Below are 15,243 nucleotides of genomic sequence, written 5' to 3'. Positions count from 1 at the left end.
GTCGTCAGGCGATGGACCAGGCGATTCCGTCGAGGATGTCGTGCTCCGAGACCACGACCTCCGAGGCGCCGACCCGCTCCATGATCGCCAGCAGGACCAGGGCGCCCGCGCCGATCACGTCGACCCGGCCCGGGTGCATCACCGGGATGGCCGCGCGCTCGGCGTGCGTCAGCGTCAGCATCCGCTCGCTGACCTCGCGGACCGTCTCGTAGGAGATCCGGGAGTGGTGGATCCGCGCCGAGTCGTACGCCTCCAGGCCCAGCGCGATCGCGGCGACCGTGGTCACCGACCCGGCCAGGCCCACCAGGGTGCGCGCCTCGGCCAGCGGAACCGTCTCGGAGGCCAGGTCCAGGCCCGCCTCGATGTCGGCACGTATCGCGGCGATCTGCTCCGCGGTCGGCGGGTCGGTGACGACCCCGTCCACCGTCAGGTGGCGCTCGGTCATCCGGACACAGCCCACGTCGACGGAGCGGGCCGCCCCCACGTGCTCGGCTCCGACCACGAACTCCGTGGAGCCGCCGCCGATGTCCACCACCAGGAAGGGCCGCTCCAGGTCCGTGCGCCCGGTCAGCTCGCCGGTGGCGCCGGTGAAGGAGAACTCGGCCTCCTGGTCCCCGCTGATCACCTCGGGCTCGACGCCCAGGATGTCCAGGACCCCCCGGACGAAGTCGTCGCGGTTCTCGGCGTCCCGGGAGGCCGAGGTCGCCACGAAGCGCACCCGCTCGGCGCCGAGCTCCTTGATGACCGCCGCGTACTCGCGGCAGGCCGCGAAGGTGCGCTCCAGCGCCTCCGGAGCCAGCCGGCCGGTCTTGTCGACGCCCTGGCCGAGCCGGACGACGATCATCCGGCGGTCCAGCTCGACCAGCTCGCCGGTGGCGGGGTCGAGGTCCGCGACGAGGAGCCGGATGGAGTTCGTACCGCAGTCGACGGCCGCGACGCGGGTCACGCGTCCGCCCCCTCGGCAGCGCCCTCGGCGGCCTTCTTCTCGCCGCACGGGGTGACGCAGGCGCCCTTGGCCCACCACTCGGGCAGCATCGCCAGGGCCTCGTCGCCGAACGGGTTCACGCCCGGGCCCGCGGCCAGGGAGTGGCCGACCAGCACGTGCAGGCACTTCACCCGGTCCGGCATCCCGCCGGCGCTCGGGAAGCCCTGGAGCACCTCGATGGCGTCGCGGCGGGTGATGTAGTCCTCGTGCGCGGCCCGGTAGGCGTCGGCCAGCTCCGGGTCCGTGGCGAGACGGGCCTGCATCTCCTTCATCACGCCGTTGGCCTCCAGCGTGCCGATCGCACCGGCGGCCCGCGGGCAGGTCAAGTAGTACAGCGTCGGGAAGGGGGTGCCGTCGGGGAGCCGCGGGGCGGTCTCCACCACGTCCGGCTGCCCGCAGGGGCAGCGGTGCGCGATGGCGCGGAGCCCGCGCGGCGGGCGGCCGAGCTGCTGCTGGAACGCCTCGACGTCGGCGTCGGTCGGCTCGGTCCGGTCGGTCTGGGGCGGGGGCGTCTGCATGCCTGGAGGAAGTCTTTTCGTTCTCGTGGATGGGTGGGACTCAGTCGCCCGGGCGGTCGGCCTTGTCGACGCCGTCCCAGACGTTGGAGTACCAGGGCCGGTCGGTGGCGGCCTGTCCGCTGCGGCGCTGCTCTCCCGCGGCGGCTCCGGGGTCGGTCATGATGTAGCTGATCTCCCCCGGCCGGACGAAGTGCAGGTGCTTGCGCGCCTGCTGCTCGGCGTACGCGTTGTCCTGCCAGCGGGCCTTCTCGTCGCGCAGCCGTTCCAGCCGGTCCCGCGCGGAGACGGCCTCCTTCTGCTGCTTCGCGATCTCCGAGCGCTGGGAGACGTACTGGCGCATCGGATACGCGAGCGCGACGACCAGGGTACAGAGGACGAGGACGAGCAGGGCGGCCCGGCCGGTGAGCCGGCTGCGGCGGACCTGCCGGCGGGACTGCGAGCGGTACACGTGCGCCGCGGTCCGCTCGCCGAGCTGCTTGAGCCTGGTCGCGGTCGAGAACGTGGCGAACCGGTCCCGGTTCCCGGCCATTGATCCGCCTCCCCTATATGCACCCGCTGCACGCGCGCCCTCGGTGCGCACGGCGCACGACGCACTACGTCCCCGCACACGGTACGGGACCGAGTGCGGGGACGTAGGGAGGCTTGCGCCCCTAAAGGACTGATCAGCCCTTGAAGCGCGGGAACGCGCTGCGGCCCGCGTACACCGCGGCGTCGTCGAGGATCTCCTCGATGCGCAGCAGCTGGTTGTACTTGGCGACGCGGTCCGAGCGGGCCGGGGCGCCGGTCTTGATCTGGCCGCAGTTCACGGCGACCGCGAGGTCGGCGATGGTGACGTCCTCGGTCTCGCCGGAACGGTGCGACATCATGCACTTGAAGCCGTTGCGCTGGGCCATCTCGACGGCGTCCAGGGTCTCGGTCAGCGAACCGATCTGGTTCACCTTGACGAGCAGGGCGTTCGCCGAGCCCTCTTCGATGCCGCGGGCGAGACGCTCGGGGTTGGTGACGAAGAGGTCGTCGCCGACGATCTGGACCTTGGAGCCCAGACGGTCGGTGAGGGTCTTCCAGCCCTCCCAGTCGTCCTCGAACAGCGGGTCCTCGATGGAGACCAGCGGGTACGCCTCGACGAGCTCGGCGTAGTAGTCGGTCATCTCGGCGGCCGAGCGGGACTTGCCCTCGAACTCGTAGTTGCCGTCCTTGTAGAACTCGGACGCGGCGACGTCGAGCGCGAGAGCGATCTGGGTGCCCGGGACGTAGCCGGCCTGCTTGATGGCCTCGACGATGAGGTCCAGCGCGGCGCGGTTCGACTCGAGGTTCGGGGCGAAGCCGCCCTCGTCGCCCAGACCGGTGGAGAGGCCCTTGGTGTGCAGGACCTTCTTGAGGGTGTGGTAGACCTCGGCACCCCAGCGAAGGGCCTCGGAGAAGGACTCCGCGCCGATCGGGGCGATCATGAACTCCTGGATGTCGACGTTGGAGTCGGCGTGCGACCCACCGTTCAGGATGTTCATCATCGGAACGGGCAGCAGGTGCGCGTTCGGACCGCCGAGGTAGCGGAAGAGCGGGAGGTCGGAGGCCTCGGACGCGGCGTGCGCGACGGCGAGGGAGACACCGAGGATGGCGTTGGCGCCGAGGGAGCCCTTGTTCTCGGTGGCGTCCAGGTCGATCATCGCCTGGTCGATCAGGCGCTGCTCGGTGGCGTCGTAGCCGACGAGCTCCGGGCCGAGCTGCTCGATGACGGCGAGGACCGCCTTCTCGACGCCCTTGCCCATGTAGCGGTTGGGGTCACCGTCGCGGAGCTCTACGGCTTCGAACGCTCCGGTGGAGGCGCCGGACGGGACAGCAGCACGGCCGGTGCTGCCATCGTCGAGGCCCACCTCGACCTCGACCGTGGGGTTGCCTCGGGAGTCCAGGATTTCCCGGGCTACGACGACGTCGATGGACGGCACGAGCATCTCCTTCTGGGATGTGACGCTGGGTGTGCGGTGGCATGTCAGGCCGTGGGATGGCCTTGCCGCTTAGAGCCTAACCGCCTCCGGGCACTCGGCCAGCCGACCGCCCGGGTCCTGGGACGAAAAAGGGCCTGAATGCCCCCCTTACAGGACATAGGGCCCTTGATCATCGGCGATTCGGAGGGTCCGTCAGCCCGGCAGCACCCGCACACAGCACCGCCCGGCGCGAAGGGGGTTGCGCGCCGGGCGGTGGATCTGCGTGGTGGATCTACGTGTGGAACTACTGCGCGTCGCGAATGCGGCAGCGCTTGTTCTCACATGTTTCAGCCGAGGTTCAGCTTCTGACCCGGGTAGATCAGGTCGGCGTCCGAGACGGTGTCCTTGTTCAGCTCGAAGAGCTTCTCCCAGCCGCCGGCCACCTTGTTGGCGTCGGCGATCGCACCCAGCGTGTCGCCGGACTTGACCTCGTAGGAGCCGGTGCCCGTCTTGGGGGCCTCGCTCTTCGGCGCGGCAGCGGCGGCCGGACGCTCGGAGCGGGTGGTCGGAGCCTCGACGCGCTTGGTCTCCTTCTTCGGCTCGGCCTTCTTCTCCTGCTTCGGCGCCGGCTTCGGCTGGGCCTTCGGCTTGGCGGGGGTCTCCGCCGAGCCGCCGTTGTAGGAGGAGTTCGACAGGCCCACGCCACAGGACGGCCAGGCGCCCTTGCCCTGGCCCTTGAGGACCTTCTCGGCGATGGCTATCTGCTGCGACTTGGAGGCCTGGTTGGCCTGCGCGGCGTACGCCTTGCCGCCGTACGCGGCCCACGTGGAGGACGAGAACTGCAGGCCGCCGTAGTAGCCGTTGCCCGTGTTGATGGACCAGTTGCCACCGGACTCGCACGCGGCGACGCGGTCCCATTCACCGGCGGTCGCGGCGGAAGCGGTGCCCGCGGCCATCAGCGGCGCGGCCACGGCGACACCGGTGACACCGGCGAGCGTGACGATGCGGACGGCCTTGGAGCCGCGACGGTGCTTGCCCTTGCCCGAAAGCAGCATGGAGTTCTCCTCACCGACGCCTACGAGGTGAGCTGTCGGGTTCGGGCGAGTGAGTGCCCGGCCGAGCGACCTAGCGCTTGGCTTAACCCCTAGCCGGTTCCGTGACCGTCTCTCAACGGCCGGTTCCGGCGCCTACCTTGGTTCCCCCGCTCCTGCCTTCGGCGCTTGACGCGACGAGTGTTCCCTCCGTCCGCCGGCAGGATTCGGCGATGCGGTCGAAGGAGCCCGCGGTGGCGAGCGATTCAGAAGGTAGACAGGTCTTCCCCCGATGTTCAACGAGGAACATCGGGGGAATCGGTGCCTACTTGCGCCCCCCGGAGGGACGTTTGCGCAGGTGAGGGCGGGGTTTGCGGAACCGTCCGGGCCGGACACGCCAGTTGACCTGAAGAGACACATGTCTCACTTACAGAAAACGGACAATCAGCTGGTTCCGGGCGACTCAAGTGTCCCTATTAGTGCGTTAGATCCAGGTTCTGGCCGGGCTTGATCAGGTCCGCATCTCCGCCGATGAGCTGCTCGTTGGCCTCGTAGAGCCCCTTCCAGCCGCCCTTCACGCCGTTGGCGTCCGCGATCGCGATGAGGCTGTCGCCTTCCTTCACGGTGTACGTCGGGTCCGACGCGGCATCAGATGCGGCGGGCGTCTCGACCGCGGCCTGGCCGCGGTGCTTGCCGCTGCCCTCGGTCGCACCGGGGGTCGCCGGGGCGCTCGGCGAAGCGGAATCGCCGGGTGCGGCCGGAGTCGCCGGGGCCGTCGGGGCCGTGGGATCAACCGGGTTGACCGGAATGGTCGGGTTCGCCGGATTGCCCGGGTTGATCGGGTTCGTGGTGTCCCCGGGGCTCGGCGGGGTCACGGGTGCCGTCGGATCCACCGGCGTGGTGGGCGTGGTCGGGTCCACGGTCGGCGGCGCCGGAGTCGTGGGGTCGGCCGGAGCGACGGGGCTCACGGGGGCCGTGGGATCCAGGGGGTCCACGGGAGCCGTCGGGTCGCCCGGGAGGCCGGGAGGCGGCGTCGGGAGGTCCGGCGAGGGCATGACGGGCAGTTCGCCGGGCACGCCGATCGGATAGTCGGGCAGCGACGGGGACGGGCTCGCCGGAGTCGGGGCCCCGAAGTCCGTGGACGGCTTGCCCGAGCCGCTGTGCGGCACCGAGTCGTCCGGGCGGGACGGGGCGGGGGCGGCCGATCCGGAACCGTTGGGCAGACCCGGGTCGACCACGGCGGCGGGCGCGTCCTGCGTCAGACCGGCCGGCACGCCGCACAGCGGCCACGCCTGGGGGCCCTGCGAAGCCAGGACCCGCTCGGCCACGGCGATCTGCTGGGAGCGGCTGGCCAGGTCGGCGCGCTCGGCGAAGTCGAGCCCGCCCGCGTTCTGCCACTGCTCCTGGCTGAACTGCAGCCCGCCGTAGGTGCCGCCGCCGAAGTTGGCGCTCCAGGTGCCGCCGCTCTCGCACTCGGCGACCTTGTCCCATGTGGAGGTCTCCGCGGCGCTCGCACCGGTGGCCGCGAGCAGCGGCAGGGCGAGCGCGGTGCCGGTCACTCCGGCGGTGACGACAAGTGCGGGCACTTGTCGGGGGCGTCTGTGGCGGCCGTTCCCGGAACGCATGAGGCTGCACCTTTCGCATAACGGCGGGGTAACGGCAGAACCTAGCCGCCTTCGAACGCCTGTCACAAGTTTGGCCAGCCAACTGACTTCAGGTCAGGCCGGTTTCAGACGTTTTGGCCCCCGGATTCGACAGAGAACCGGACCGGAAGCGTCCGCAGCCCCCGCATGATGAGCCCCCCGCGCCACCGCAGTTCCCCGGGCTCCACGGCCAGTTCCAGATCGGGCAACCGCGTCAGCAGGGTCGCGAGCGCGGTCTGGCCTTCGAGGCGGGCCAGCGGGGCGCCCAGGCAGTAGTGGATGCCGTGGCCGTAGCCGAGGTGCTGGTTGTCGCTCCGGGAGAGGTCCAGGGTGTCCGGGTCGTCGAAGCGTTCCGGGTCGCGGTCGGCGGCCGCCAGGACCACCAGCACCGGATCGCCGGCCGCGATGTCCTGACCGCCGAGGACGAAGGGTTCGGTGGCGAACCGCCAGGTGGCCAGCTCCACGGGGCCGTCGTAGCGCAGCAGCTCCTCCACACCGGTCGCCAGCAGCCCGCTCTCCCCGGCGGCGAGGGAGAGCTGGAGGCGTTCGCGCTGATCCGGGTTCATGAAGAGGGAGTGGAGCCCGTTGCCGATCAGGTTCACCGTGGTTTCGAACCCCGCGAACAGCAGGATGAAAGCCATGGCGGTGGCCTCGGCCTCCGTCAGGTGGTCACCGTGGTCGCTGGCCCGGATCAGATCGGAGATCAGGTCGTCGCCGAGGTCGTCGCGCTTGCGGCGGATGAGCTCCCCGAGATAGGTGCGCATCTGCTTCACCGACCGGGCCACCCCGCCGCGCGGGCCGCCGCCGTGCCGGATCATCATGCCCGCCCAGTCGCGGAAGTCGTCCTGGTCCTCTCGTGGTACGCCGAGCATCTCGCAGATGGCGTAGATGGGGAGGGGGAAGGCGAACTCGTGGATGAGGTCGGCTTCGCCCTTCTCCACGAACTGGTCGATGAGGTGGTCGGTCAGTTCCTGGACCCGCGGGGTGAACTCGGCGACCCTGCGGGGGGTGAACGCCTTCGAGACCAGGCGGCGCAGCCGGGTGTGGTCCGGCGGGTCGATGTTGAGGAGGTGGGTCATCAGCTCCGCCTTGCGCTCCCCCGGGATGCCGGTGCGGCCCTTGGCGTGCGCGGAGCCCTCGTGGTGGGCCGGGTTCTTGCTGAGCCGCTGGTCGGCGAGGGCCTGGCGGGCGTCGGCGTACCGGGTGACGAGCCAGGCCTCGACCCCGCTGGGGAGCGTGGTGCGGTGCACGGGGGCGTGCTCGCGCAGCCAGGCGTACGCCGGGTACGGGTCGGTCGCGAACTCCCAGTCGAACAGGGTCGGGGGCGGGGAGGACGCGTCGGCGGATCCGTCCACGGAGTGGGCGGCGGCGGGGCATCCGGGGGCTGCGGGGGTCTGCTCGTGCACCCCGAGACCGTATCCCGCCCGCTACGCGTCACCCCATTTGAGCCATTTATCGCGGCTGTCCGTAGATAGCTCCTGGCTTGACCTCACGTTCTCCGACGTTCCTACTTTCGGTTTTGTGGATGTGAGGATCTTGAAAAGCAGCTTCGCGGTGGTGGAGAGACGGGCCGAGCACGCGGTCAAGTTCTTCTACTCCCACCTGTTCTGGCACAACCCCGGAGTCCGTGATCTCTTCCCGGCCTCCTTCGAGGACATGGAACGGCAACGGGACCGGCTCTTCGCCGCGCTCACCCATGTCATCGCCCACCTGGAGAACGAGACGCTCGTCCCCTATCTCCGCGACCTCGGCCGCGACCACCGCAAGTTCCTGGTGGGGCCCGAGCACTACGCGGCCGTGGGCACCAGCCTCATCGCCGCGCTCGCCGAGGCCTCCGGGTCCGCCTGGCATCCGCAAGCCGAAAAGGCCTGGTCAGAGGCGTACCAGATGATCGCCGACGCCATGATGGCCGGCGCGGCCACCAGCGAGGACCCGCCCTGGTGGAACGCGGAAGTGGTACGCCACCTGCTGTACGGGGAGGACATCGGCGTTCTCACGCTGCGCCCGCACGCGCATTTCCCGCACCTCCCCGGCCAGTACACGAGCGTGAGCAGCGACCGGGTGCCGACCACCTGGCGCACGTACTCCCTGGGGAACGCCCCCCGCACCGACGGGACCCTCGACCTGCACGTCAGCCGGATCGAGGGCGGCCGCCTCAGCACCGCGCTGATCCGCGACATCCAGCCCGGGGACGTACTACGACTCGGCGCGGCCGGCGGGCAGATGACCTTCCGCCGCGAGGACCGCCCGGTCAGCTTCATAGCCGCCGGCACCGGCTGGGCCCCGGTCCGCGCCATGCTGGAGGACCTGGCGGAACACCCTCCCGATCAGGACGTGCGGCTCTTCGTGGTCGCACGGGACGCCGCGCACCTCTACGACCGCCCGCTCATCGACGCGTACGCGGACTCCCTCGGCTGGCTGAGCGTCACCTACATCACCCCCGCGCCCGGCCAGCACCGCAACCAGGCCACCGACCGGCTGGCCACCGCGCTCAGCAACCGCGGGCTCTGGCCCGACCAGGACGTCTACCTGAGCGGTCCGCCGCAGTTCATCCGGGAGACCGCGTACCTCCTGGAGGAGCTCGGCGCGCGCCCCGACCGGATCTTCTACGACTCCGTACCCGTCAGTGGCAGGAGCCACGACGACGGAAGCCGCCCGATGGGCTTCGGCGAGTGGTTCCTGAACCGCCCCGACCCGCACTGGCACAACCCGTCGGGCCGCGCGCCCCGGGAGTACTGAGAGCATCGCGGCCGGATGCCGCCGCGGGACCTCCCGCCGTTGCGGGACCTCCCGCCGCCGGGGGTTACTCGCCGACGCCCTCGGCCGCACGGATCGCGTCCCGGTAGGTACGGGCCGCCGCGCGCAGCGCGGTCTCGGGGTCGGTCCCCGCCGCCTCGGCGCGCGCCGCCAGCTCCAGCAGTTCGTACCCGACGCCCTCTCCGCGGGGCAGTTCCACGGGCACCGCCCCCGCACGGGCGCGGCCCGCCAGCTTGGACGCGAGCGCGAGACCGGGCTGGCCGAGCGGGATGCCGTCGGTCACCGACTCCCGCTGCTTCTCCACCTGCTTGGTGCGCTGCCAGTGTGCGTGCACGTCCTCCGGGGTGTCCGCCTTCTCGTCGCCGAAGACGTGCGGGTGCCGGTGGATGAGCTTCTCGACGAGGGCCCCGGCCACGTCGTCGATGGAGAACGGCTCGTCGTCCTCACCGGGACCGCCCTCCTCGGCGATGCGCGCGTGGAAGACCACCTGGAGCAGGACGTCCCCGAGTTCCTCGCGCAGTTCCTCGCGGTCCCCGGTCTCGATGGCCTCGACGAGCTCGTAGGCCTCTTCGATGGCGTACTTCGCCAGTCCCTCGTGGGTCTGCTCCGAGGTCCAGGGGCATGCGCGCCGGACCCGGTCCATGACCTGGACGAGGTCGAGCAGGCGGGCGCCGGGCAGGTCGTACGAGCCCGGCAGCAGTTCCAGGTCCGGTACGGCGACCCGGCCGGAGCCGGCGAACCGGGCCAGCCCGTCGGTGAGCCGCCGGTCTCCCTCGCCGCTGAGCAGGACGACGACCGTGTGCCCGCCGGCGCACTCCTCGATCAGCGCCTGGGCGTCGGGGGCCTCCAGGGCGACCTCGACGCCCGCCTCGCGCAGGTAGGGGAGCTGGACGTGTGCCGGGTCGGCGCACAGCACCCGGTCGGCGCTCCGCAGGGTCTGCCAGGCGGGCCAGGACAGCACGCCGGGGGCCACCCGGTGGCTCGTGGTCAGCAGCACGATGCGGCCGGTGGGCTCGGCGGGCGCGGTGGGCGCGGAAGGCTCGGAGGGCACGTCGTCAGTCACCCTCCGAACCTACCTCCCCGGTCACGGCACTAGGCGCCGGCCGGGGGCTGCTCGGGCCGGGTGACCTGGGTGATCCACGGGGTGGAGTGCTCGCCGAGGGTGACCCGCTGGGGGTCCCAGACGCCGTACCGGGGGTTGACCTCGATGCCGAGCGCGGCCGCGGCCTTCGCGGCGGGTTCGGCGAGCTTGCCCTCGCCGAACTTGGCGTTCAGCTTCTCGAAGAGCACCTGGTCCCGCACCCAGCGCTCGATCTGGTCGGGGGCGACGGCTGCCTTCTGCAGGATCGCCTCCTCGAAGGCGGCGGCCCCGCGGTTGCCCTCGTCGTAGGCCTTGCGGGCGTCCTGGAGCTCCTTGGGGGTGACCGTGATCCCGGCGTCCTTCGCCATCCGGTCGAGGATCCGGCTCTGCAGCATCGTGCTGAGCTTGACCCGGTCGAGCTGGGGGACGGCCGCGATGAGCTCGGCGGCGTGCTCGGAGCGGTTCTGTGCGGAGCGGACGTCGTTCACCTGGGCCTGGAGCGCGGAGGTGGTGATCCGTTCGCCGCCGATCACGGCCGCGGTGCCGGGGCGGGCTTCGCCCGAGCACGCGGACAGCAGAGGGGCCGCCAGGAGCAGGGCGGCGGAAACGGAGAGCGCTGTGCGACGGTGCAAAGGAGCCTCCAGGGCCGGGAGATTGTGCTTCGGTGCACAAGGGCCGTGCGGTGATCGATGTTATGCAGTCGAGGTGATCAGAGCCACTGGTTCGACCAACGATTCCGGGGGTGTTGGGGTTCGCGTCCACCGATGGCCACCCTTCGGCCCATCGGGAGTGCCAGGGTCGGCCCACCATGTCGACACCGCACCGCTCCCCGCGCCGCCCCGGTCTGCTCGGCTCGGCGCTCGCCGCCCTGGTCACGGTGGTGGCCGTGGGTGCCGGAGACGCCGTCGCGCGCGTCTTCCCGTACGGGCCGCGCCACCGCAGCATCAACGACCTCGGCAATCAGTTCGTGCCGTACCACGCGCACCTGTGGGACCTGCTGCACGGACGTGCCGGGGGCGGGCTGCTGCTGAACTGGCAGTCCGGCTACGGGACGAGCTTCCTGCCCGACTTCGGGACCTATCTGGCGAGCCCGTTCGCGGTCCTGGTCGGGCTGTTCCCGCGGCAGGACATCGACCTCGCGGTGTACGTGGTCACCGTGCTCAAGACGGCGGCCGCGGCGGCGGCGATGGCCTGGCTGCTGCGCACCCAGCGGCGCGGGCCGGTGTGGGCGGCGGGGCTGCTCGGGGCCTCGTACGCACTGTGCGGCTGGTCGGTGATCGAGGCCTCGTACAACCCGATGTGGCTCGACGGGCTGATCGCCTTCCCGCTCCTGTGTCTGACGGGTGAGTGGGCGCTGCGCTCGCGCCGGCCGGCGGCGGCCGTCGTGGTGGTGGCGCTCTGTTGGACGGCGAACTTCTACACCGCCTACATGGCGACGCTGGGCGCGGTCCTCGTGCTGCTGGTCCGGCTGCTCCTCGTCCGGGAGGGCGCGGGAGCACGGCTGCGGTGCCTCGCGCGGGCGGCCCTGACCACCGCCTTGGGCGTCGCCCTGTCGATGCCGGTGCTCCTGCCCCTCTTCCTCAGCTCGAAGCAGGCCTACCCGGGGTGGTTCAAGCCCTTCGTGCCGGTGCCCACCGAGGATCTGCTGGCCCGGCTGCTGCCCGCCACCTACTCCTTCTCCTCCCCCGCCCTGTTCGTCGGCACCGGGACCCTGCTGCTCGTGGCGGCCCTGCCCTTCCACCGGGCCGTGCCGGGGCGGGAGCGGCTGCTGTGGACGGGGCTGGTTCTGCTGGTGCTGCTGTCCTTCCAGTGGATGCCGACGCACCTGGCCTGGCACCTCTTCGCGACGCCCAACGGCAGCCCGTACCGGCAGACGTTCGTGCTGGCCGGGATCGTGGTGACGGCCGCCTGGGCGGGGCTGTCGGCCGGGCCGCCCCCGCCGCGGGCGCTGGCGGGCGGCGCCGGGGTGCTGGCGGCCGTGCTGCTCGGGGCGGGCGGGAGCCGGCTGGCGACCGGGTGGGGACTCGCCCTCTTCGGCGGCGGCCTGGCCCTGGCGGGGGCCGCCTGGTGGGCGCTGCGCCACCGGCGCCTGGTGCTGCCGGCGGCGGCCGTACTGGTGCTGGTCCTGCTGGCGCAGGCGGCGGCGACCACCGCCCAGGGGGAGCGGGGCAAGCTGGCGGGCCTGGACGACTACCCGGTGTGGGGGGCGGCGCACACCGCACGGGCCGATGCCCTGAGGGGCGCCGAGGGCTGGCCCGCGTACCGGACGGACGCCGGGCGGCCCGCGCTGACCGGCAACGACCCGATGCTGCTGGGCGGGGAGGGCGGCGCGTACTACAGCAGCCACACCCCGGACCTGTTCACGCGGACCATGGTGGCCCTCGGGGCGGGCTGGACCTCGCGCGGCCGGAACGTGCAGAGCCTGGACAACCCGGTGACGGACGCCGTGTTCTCCGTCGGCGCCCGGCTGCGGCCCGACGGCACGGTCGCGCGGGCCGAGGTGCCGCCGCTGGTCACCGTCCGCCCGCCGGGCGCGCAGCCGGCGTACGGGGCCTCGCCCTTCGCCAACCAGGAGCTCCTGCTGGGCGCCCGGGTGTACGAGGATCCGCTCTCCCCCGGGGTCTGCCGGGCGGGGACGGAGGCCTTCCTGTCGGCGCCGGAGTACAACGGGACGGCCCGCCTCGCGGACGGACCGGCCTTCCGGCTGAACGCCAACCCGCCGCGCAACAGAGCCGCCTTGCAGCCGATGGGGCCCTCCCGGGGGCCCGGCTCGGTCCTGGTCTTCGAGCAGGCGGCGCCGGCGCACTGGCAGCTGTCCTGCCTGGACCGCTCGCTGCTGGACGCGGCCGTCGCCCGGCTGCGCGCCACGGCGGCGGTGTCCGTCCGGGTCGGCTCCGCGGGCGTGGACGCGGTGCTCCCGCCGGGCAGTACGGGCACGGCGGTGCTCTCGGTCCCCGCGATCGCGGGTTGGAGCTGCAACGGCCGGCCCGCCGCCGCCCGGCTGGGCCTGGTCGCGATCCCGCTGGACGGCCGCACCACCCGCCTCGCCTGCACCTTCCGCCCCCCGGGCCTCCTCCCGGGCACGGCCCTCGCGGCAACGGCCCTGCTGGGAGTGGCCGTCCTGCTCGCGGCGGGCCGACGGCGTCAGCGGACCTGACCGAGCCAGTGCAGGGTGCGGCGGACCTCCTCCGTGAAGGGGTGGTTCGGGCCGTGCAGGCGTTCCGCGTCGAAGAGGAGGCGGGCCAGGGTGTCGTGGGCCGCCGGGCGGTCGCCGAGCGAGAGCAGCAGGTGCGCTATGCGGCGGCGGACCTCCAGCGGGAGGCCCGGGTCCGGGTTCGCGTAGTGGTTCTCGAACAGCGGCAGCAGCGAGCGGTACTCGGCGAGGGCGGCCGCCGGTTCGCCTAGCTGTTCCAGGCACTGGGCCGCGTCGTAGCGGAAGCGCAGGGACTGCGGGTCGCCGGCCGGGAACTCCTCCGCGAGGCGGCGCAGTTCGGGCAGGGCGCGGCGGTACTGGCCGTCGTCCATCAGCGTGGCCGCGTACTGCTTGCGCAGGGAGCGGACCACCGGCGAGTGCGCGCCGTGCTGCTCGGCCGCCGCCGGGAGGATCCCGCCGAGGATGTCCACGGCCTGGGTGAGCATGCCCTGGTCGAGGAGCTTCTTGGCCTCCTCGACGGCCGCCGGGACGTCCGGCCTCGGCGGCTGGGGCGGGGTCGCGGGCCGGGGCGGGATCACGGTGGCGCGGTCCGGCCAGGGGGCCTGCGGGCGCAGGAAGGGGCGGGTCGGGTCGAGGGGGCCGGTGGGGGCGCCGGAGCCGTGGTGGGGCAGCAGCGGCGCGAGGGCCGCGTACACCGCCTGCGCGGAGGCGGGCCGGTCCTGCGGGTCCTTGGCCAGCAGCTTCAGGAGTACGGCTTCCAACTGCTGCGGGACCTCGGGGCGCAACTGGCGCACCGGGAGCGGGGGTTCGTACAGGTGCCGGTGGAGCACCCCGAGTGCGGTGGAGCCGGCGAAGGGGACGTTGCCGGACAGCAGCTCGTACAGGACCACGCCGAGGGCGTAGAGGTCGGTGTGCGGGCCGACGGCCCCGCCCATGGCCTGTTCGGGGGCCATGTACGCGGGGCTGCCGATCGGCGAACCGGTGCTGGTGAGGCGGGTGGTGTCGGTGTCCATCACGGAGGCGACACCGAGGTCGAGGACCAGCACGGTCCCGTCGGGGCGGACCATGACGTTGCGCGGCTTCAGGTCGCGGTGCACGATCGGCACCGCGTGCACGGCCGACAGCACCGAGCACAGCTGCGCGATCACCGAGACCGCCCACGGCCACGGGTACGGGTCGTGTTCGGCGAGGTGGTCGGCGAGGTCGGCGCCCTCCACGTACTGCATGACGAGGTACAGCTCGTCCCCGTCACTGCCCGCGTCGTGCACGGTGACCAGCCCGGGGTGGTCGACCTGGGCCGTGACCCGGCATTCGCGCACGAAGCGGCGGCGCAGCTCCTCGGCCACGGAGCCGGGTCCGGCCACCTTGTCGGGGCGCAGCAGTTTCACCGCGACGCGGCGGTCCAGGCGCCGGTCGTACGCCGTCCACACCTGGCCCATGCCGCCCTGGCCCAGGATGGTGGCGAGCTGGTAGCGGTCCCCGATGAGCCGGTCCGTCACGGGCGGGGGTCCTCGCCCTGGGGCGGCTGCTGGCGGCGCAGGAGTTCGCTGAGCTCGTCGAGCTCGGCGCGGACCTGCCCGATGCGCGGGGGCGGCGTCGGGGCGGGCGCGGGCTCGGGGGCCTGCTGCGGCGCGGGCTGCTGGGGCTGGTGCTGGGGCCGCTGCGGCTGCTGCTGCGGGCCGGTCTGGGACACCGGCGGGTATCCGTAGGCGGGCCCGGTCTGCTGCTGGGGCGGTACGTAGGGGGAGGCGGGCGGCGGGTACCAGCCGGCCGCCCCGGCGGGCCCGGCCTTGAGCGCCTCGAAGTGACGGATCTCGGCGACGAGGTAGTAGATGCACACCGCGAGGCCGCTCAGCAGGATGCCGAAGGCCCCCGCGTTGCCCTGCCAGCCGCTGGTGTCGGGGGTCGGGTCCGCGCCGATCAGCGCCAGCGACACGATCTCGGCGGCGATGGAGCCCCCCATCAGCCACCAGTCCCGGCTCTTGCGGGTGACGAGCGCGAGCCGCAGCATCGTCCCCCAGGCGAGGAACCCGCAGCTCAGGATCGGCAGCAGCGCGAACAGCACGCGGAGCGCCACCACGCCCCCGGTGCTGGGCTGGTGTCCGTGGGGCGGCGGTGTGCCGGGGCCGTGCATCGCTGCTCCTGACGGGCC

At 72.4% G+C, this 15,243-nt stretch carries 13 protein-coding genes and 1 riboswitch; of the genes, 2 read left to right on the top strand and 11 right to left on the bottom strand.

Translation table 11 applies throughout. The features are described from left to right. Positions 1–4: 4 nt before the first annotated feature. The 7 genes from ACZ60J_RS18940 to ACZ60J_RS18910 all read right to left on the bottom strand — a co-directional run bounded on the left by ACZ60J_RS18940 (position 5) and on the right by ACZ60J_RS18910 (position 7,505). A complete protein-coding gene (locus ACZ60J_RS18940) occupies positions 5–946 on the bottom strand; it encodes a Ppx/GppA phosphatase family protein (protein WP_469683170.1) in 942 nt (313 codons plus the stop codon). Next, positions 943–1,503 carry a DUF501 domain-containing protein gene (locus ACZ60J_RS18935; protein ID WP_469683168.1) on the bottom strand — a complete coding sequence of 187 codons (561 nt, stop codon included), beginning with the start codon at positions 1,501–1,503 and terminating at the stop codon, positions 943–945. The genes ACZ60J_RS18940 and ACZ60J_RS18935 overlap by 4 nt, the downstream gene beginning before the upstream one ends. Before the next feature lie 40 nt (positions 1,504–1,543). Further along, positions 1,544–2,032: an FtsB family cell division protein gene (locus ACZ60J_RS18930; RefSeq protein WP_469683166.1), complete on the bottom strand. Its 489-nt coding sequence runs from the start codon at positions 2,030–2,032 to the stop codon at positions 1,544–1,546. Between the two features lie 133 nt (positions 2,033–2,165). Beyond that, a complete protein-coding gene (gene eno / locus ACZ60J_RS18925) occupies positions 2,166–3,446 on the bottom strand; it encodes a phosphopyruvate hydratase (protein ID WP_469683164.1) in 1,281 nt (426 codons plus the stop codon). Positions 3,447–3,772: 326 nt separating this feature from the next. Then, positions 3,773–4,480: a transglycosylase family protein gene (locus ACZ60J_RS18920; protein WP_469683162.1), complete on the bottom strand. Its 708-nt coding sequence runs from the start codon at positions 4,478–4,480 to the stop codon at positions 3,773–3,775. A 2-nt stretch (positions 4,481–4,482) separates the two neighbouring features. Next, a riboswitch (cyclic di-AMP (ydaO/yuaA leader) is annotated at positions 4,483–4,654 on the bottom strand. 278 nt (positions 4,655–4,932) lie between these two features. Continuing rightward, entirely contained in the window at positions 4,933–6,042 is a 1,110-nt protein-coding gene (locus ACZ60J_RS18915) for a transglycosylase family protein (RefSeq protein WP_469683160.1), read from the bottom strand. 143 nt (positions 6,043–6,185) lie between these two features. Further along, positions 6,186–7,505 carry a cytochrome P450 family protein gene (locus ACZ60J_RS18910; protein ID WP_469683158.1) on the bottom strand — a complete coding sequence of 440 codons (1,320 nt, stop codon included), beginning with the start codon at positions 7,503–7,505 and terminating at the stop codon, positions 6,186–6,188. A gap of 148 nt (positions 7,506–7,653) precedes the next feature. Between ACZ60J_RS18910 and ACZ60J_RS18905 the strand changes: the two genes are divergently transcribed. Then, positions 7,654–8,838 (top strand): globin domain-containing protein, encoded by a 1,185-nt coding sequence (locus tag ACZ60J_RS18905; protein ID WP_469683156.1) that lies wholly within the window; start codon positions 7,654–7,656, stop codon positions 8,836–8,838. A 64-nt stretch (positions 8,839–8,902) separates the two neighbouring features. Here the strand turns inward: ACZ60J_RS18905 and ACZ60J_RS18900 are convergent, their stop codons facing one another. Both ACZ60J_RS18900 and ACZ60J_RS18895 read right to left on the bottom strand, forming a co-directional pair. Further along, positions 8,903–9,919, bottom strand: coding sequence for a nucleoside triphosphate pyrophosphohydrolase (locus ACZ60J_RS18900; RefSeq protein WP_469683154.1), 1,017 nt, complete (start codon positions 9,917–9,919; stop codon positions 8,903–8,905). A 29-nt stretch (positions 9,920–9,948) separates the two neighbouring features. Next, the gene (locus tag ACZ60J_RS18895; RefSeq protein WP_469683152.1) at positions 9,949–10,569 is read right to left on the bottom strand and encodes a SurA N-terminal domain-containing protein; all 621 of its coding nucleotides are present in this window, start codon (positions 10,567–10,569) and stop codon (positions 9,949–9,951) included. A 176-nt stretch (positions 10,570–10,745) separates the two neighbouring features. Here ACZ60J_RS18895 and ACZ60J_RS18890 point away from each other — a divergent pair, with 176 nt between their 5' ends. Further along, positions 10,746–13,094, top strand: a complete 2,349-nt coding sequence (locus ACZ60J_RS18890) for a YfhO family protein (protein WP_469683151.1) — start codon at positions 10,746–10,748, stop codon at positions 13,092–13,094. Here ACZ60J_RS18890 and ACZ60J_RS18885 read toward each other — a convergent pair. Both ACZ60J_RS18885 and ACZ60J_RS18880 read right to left on the bottom strand, forming a co-directional pair. Beyond that, positions 13,082–14,590, bottom strand: coding sequence for a protein kinase domain-containing protein (locus tag ACZ60J_RS18885; RefSeq protein WP_469683149.1), 1,509 nt, complete (start codon positions 14,588–14,590; stop codon positions 13,082–13,084). The two genes, ACZ60J_RS18890 and ACZ60J_RS18885, sit on opposite strands and share 13 nt — an antisense overlap. After that, entirely contained in the window at positions 14,587–15,225 is a 639-nt protein-coding gene (locus tag ACZ60J_RS18880) for a hypothetical protein (RefSeq protein WP_469683147.1), read from the bottom strand. The genes ACZ60J_RS18885 and ACZ60J_RS18880 overlap by 4 nt, the downstream gene beginning before the upstream one ends. Positions 15,226–15,243: the final 18 nt, after the last annotated feature.

The organism is Streptomyces sp. NPDC104226 (assembly GCF_055584085.1).
This window is presented reverse-complemented; position numbering and strand designations above follow the sequence as displayed.

What these genes read in the sequence shown, in the direction of transcription:
- ACZ60J_RS18930 (WP_469683166.1), bottom strand. Translation starts at nt 2,032, where the DNA reads ATGGCCGGGAACCGGGACCGGTTCGCCACGTTCTCGACCGCGACCAGG.
- ACZ60J_RS18890 (WP_469683151.1), top strand. Translation starts at nt 10,746, where the DNA reads ATGTCGACACCGCACCGCTCCCCGCGCCGCCCCGGTCTGCTCGGCTCG.
- ACZ60J_RS18880 (WP_469683147.1), bottom strand. Translation starts at nt 15,225, where the DNA reads ATGCACGGCCCCGGCACACCGCCGCCCCACGGACACCAGCCCAGCACC.
- ACZ60J_RS18920 (WP_469683162.1), bottom strand. Translation starts at nt 4,480, where the DNA reads ATGCTGCTTTCGGGCAAGGGCAAGCACCGTCGCGGCTCCAAGGCCGTC.
- ACZ60J_RS18935 (WP_469683168.1), bottom strand. Translation starts at nt 1,503, where the DNA reads ATGCAGACGCCCCCGCCCCAGACCGACCGGACCGAGCCGACCGACGCC.